Origin of the sequence: Gordonia sp. DT219, assembly GCF_049847065.1 — a bacterium.
GTDB lineage: Bacteria > Actinomycetota > Actinomycetes > Mycobacteriales > Mycobacteriaceae > Gordonia.
Window position 1 is genome coordinate 1 of record NZ_JBNCNR010000049.1, and the last position, 2,997, is coordinate 2,997.

The 2,997-nt window shown below is 66.2% G+C and carries 4 protein-coding genes and 1 pseudogene; all 5 read right to left on the reverse strand.

Going from position 1 to position 2,997, the window contains the following annotated elements:
• A pseudogene (locus ACPXB3_RS22240) lies at positions 1-221 on the reverse strand (hypothetical protein); the annotation flags it as partial.
• On the reverse strand, positions 218-496 hold the full coding sequence (locus ACPXB3_RS22245) for a hypothetical protein (RefSeq protein ID WP_425729798.1): 279 nt from the start codon (positions 494-496) through the stop codon (positions 218-220). The gene ACPXB3_RS22245 and the pseudogene ACPXB3_RS22240, both read right to left, overlap by 4 nt.
• A 109-nt stretch (positions 497-605) precedes the next feature.
• Entirely contained in the window at positions 606-2,138 is a 1,533-nt protein-coding gene (locus ACPXB3_RS22250) for a DNA cytosine methyltransferase (protein WP_425729800.1), read from the reverse strand.
• Positions 2,135-2,494: a hypothetical protein gene (locus ACPXB3_RS22255; protein WP_425729802.1), complete on the reverse strand. Its 360-nt coding sequence runs from the start codon at positions 2,492-2,494 to the stop codon at positions 2,135-2,137. The genes ACPXB3_RS22250 and ACPXB3_RS22255 overlap by 4 nt, the downstream gene beginning before the upstream one ends.
• A gap of 173 nt (positions 2,495-2,667) precedes the next feature.
• A complete protein-coding gene (locus ACPXB3_RS22260; protein WP_425729804.1) occupies positions 2,668-2,985 on the reverse strand; it encodes a hypothetical protein in 318 nt (105 codons plus the stop codon).
• Positions 2,986-2,997: the final 12 nt, after the last annotated feature.

Consider the following 2,997-nt stretch of genomic DNA (forward strand, 5'->3'; position numbering starts at 1 on the left):
AGGTCTGGTGCGGCGGCGATGAACTCGGCGTCGGCCTCTCGGACAACGCCCTTGGCCGATCCGCCGTAGCAGTAGGACATGCAGGCTACGTCGGTCGATACGACCTTGCACCACGGCTCGGGTTGGCTCCAGTGCTGGTGCACTTCTCTGCCGTCTGCCTCCCACGGCCCCGGCGTGATCCCAGCGAGCAGTTCCCGCGCCCGGTCGGTGATGTCAGTCATCGGTTCTCCTTGCGTTCTTCGATCCGGCGTGCGGCGCGGTGGCAGTAGTCGCCGATCTCGCGTAGCTGGCTGGGGTTGAGTCGTCCTGTGGGGCCGGTCATGTGGCCGAATGCGATCGCATCGGCGTAGACGTTGAGGAACACGTACGACGAGTCGTTCACGTCGATGCGCAGATGCCCTTGGGAGCGGTTCGGGGCGTCGTAGACCACGCAGTCACCCATCGGCTCGTGGTTCGGGTTGGGGTCATGGAAGAGGTCGAGTTGGGCGTCGGCCATCACCCCACCTCCCCATCTGCGGACTGCTGCACACACTCGGCACCGCGCACTTCCACACGGCACTCGGTGAGCACCACGTAGCGGTCGGCGACCTCTTCAGCGGTGGGGATCATGCGGTCACCCCCAGGCTCTCGGCCACCACACCCACGAGATCGCGTGCGGATGGCGGGGTGACGGCGTTGCCGGCCATGCGGACCTGCTCGCGGCGGTTGCCGAGGACGACGTACTCACGAGGGAAGTCCATCGCGGCGATGATCTCGCTGGGCTCCAGCATCCGGAACCGCACGTCGTCGATGTCGAGGGTCGGGCGGTCGGCGTCGAGGAGCGACTGGTGCCCGGTGGTCGTCACCGTGCGGATCGGCTCGTCGACGGGCGTGGACATCTGTCCCTGGTCGCCGCGCGCGGTGTTGTTCCGCATGAGCAGCGCGTGGCGTTCCACGGTGGTCACCGTCGGCAGTGCCCGGTCCGCGCTCTGCGGCACGCTCTGCCCGTAGTACGGCATCACCAGCCCGTGGTGGTTGCCCGACGCGGTGACGGTGCACAGCGGCTCCGACACCGGCCGGTGCTTCGACCCGCCGCCGCGCAACTCTGCGATGAAAGCCAGGCCAGTCTCGTTCCGCGTCGTCATCGTGCGCGAGGGCTGGGTGATCGGCTGGGCCTGCTTACCTTCACGTCCCTCCACGGGTACCGCGAGTCCGAAGTGGTTGCCGCTCGCGCGCACTGTCTGAAGCGGCATATCGACGTCACGCACCCGGTACTCGTGGGTGTGCTCGGTGATGAACGGGCCCCAGTACCGGTCGATCCCGGCCTGGATGCGGGCCATCGTCTTGGCGGCCAGCGGCTTCGCCCGATCACCGATGCGCGTGCCCTCGAGTGACCAGTCGATGATGTCGGCCGCCGGCCGGAACAACGGCTCGACGATCTGGTTGCGGCACTTCACCGATGGGCACCGGTAGACGTACTGCGCCCGGTAACGGCCCCACGGCGCGCGGTCGGTTCGCTTCCATGACTGCATCGCGGCAACGGGTCCGCACTCGGGGCAGACAGCGTTCGGGCGAGTTACGCGGTGGAGGTCGGGCACCCGGTTTCCCTTGCGCCAGAACACCACATACATGCGATCGCGGCTCTGCGGCGCTCCGGGTCCGAGCCGCTGCGCGTGCATGGAGTTGAGGAACACGATCTTGTGGTCGTAGCCGTAGGAGTCCATCGCCGACAGCCACGCCGAGAACGGCGGCCAATGCCAGGCGTCGACGACGTTCTCGACGATCACCGCCTGGTACTTGTGGACCTCGGCGAACCGGGGCACGTCCCACATTGTTGCCCGCGAGCGCTGCGCCGCCTCGTCGGGCAGCAGATCGCCGAACATGTCCGGCTGCGACCCAACCCGCTTGCGGCCCTTCGCGACCGAGTGATTGGTGCATTCCGGCGACGCCCACAGGATGTCGGTGGTCGGAAAGTACCTCGGGTCGATCTGCGATAGGTCCGCGCAGATGTGGTCGGCTTCAGCATGATTCGTGTTGTGGGTTTCGACGGCGAGCTGCCAGTGATTCGATGCGACGCGCACCGAGACGCCCGGCACCTGGATCGCTCCGGTCGACGAGCCACCTGCTCCGCAAAATAGATCCGTCAGCGTCAAGCTCATCGCTGCCCCTCCTCTGCGGCGTTGGCTGCGGCGAGGAGCGCGGCGGCGAAGGCTCGGGCCCTAGCAGGAGACGGGAACCCGTAGAGCGATCCCGATTCGTCCGGCTCGATCCAGACCACCGGCGGGTCGTCATCGCTGTCTGCCTCGTCGATATGGACGCACCATTCATCGGTCGGGTCTGCGGGAACCCAGTTGCCAAGGCGGTCCGGCTTGGGCAGCTCCACGACGGCGAACCCGTTGGCACGCAGGCCACCGAGGGCCATCCTTGCGAGGCGCGTCCCGTCGTCGTATTCGATCACTTCATCGCGCACGTCCTCGTATCTGAGCGAGCGGGCGATCGCTTCTCGTGCGGTCACTGCGTCGCTCGGCTTCAGCGGGCACGGCCTGTTGCCCCCACCGCCGTTGCCGAAGCGCTCGTGGACGAGACCGTGGTTGCCGTTCTGCCCACCGCATCGCGGGCATCTCGTGTCGGCATCCGGCTCGAACGTGGGGTTATCCCACACCGGGATTGCAGGTAGGTCGTAACTCATCAGGATTCACCGCCGTCCACGGGCTCGATCGTCGCGAAGTCGACGACCTGCCAACGCTGATTGGCTGAGCCTCGAATTGCTGACGCGCAATAGCCAATCCGGTCATCGAGGATCAACCCTTCACTGTGCTGCATGTCGCGAATCACCCTCGTCGCGAGCTCGATCTGCTCCCTGCCACTCTTGGCTGGCACGCGCTCGGAGATGGCAGACAAATCATCTGGCGACCACCACGAGTCGTCGGTGTATCCCAGCTTTCGGTTCAGGTGGTCCAACACTTTCGCAGCGGTCAGATAGTCGCGCAGTGTCAAGTCGCTCACTTCTCACCGCCG

Coding starts and splice junctions, on each gene's coding strand:
- ACPXB3_RS22250 (WP_425729800.1), bottom strand. CDS start 2,138: ATGAGCTTGACGCTGACGGATCTATTTTGCGGAGCAGGTGGCTCGTCG.
- ACPXB3_RS22245 (WP_425729798.1), bottom strand. CDS start 496: ATGGCCGACGCCCAACTCGACCTCTTCCATGACCCCAACCCGAACCAC.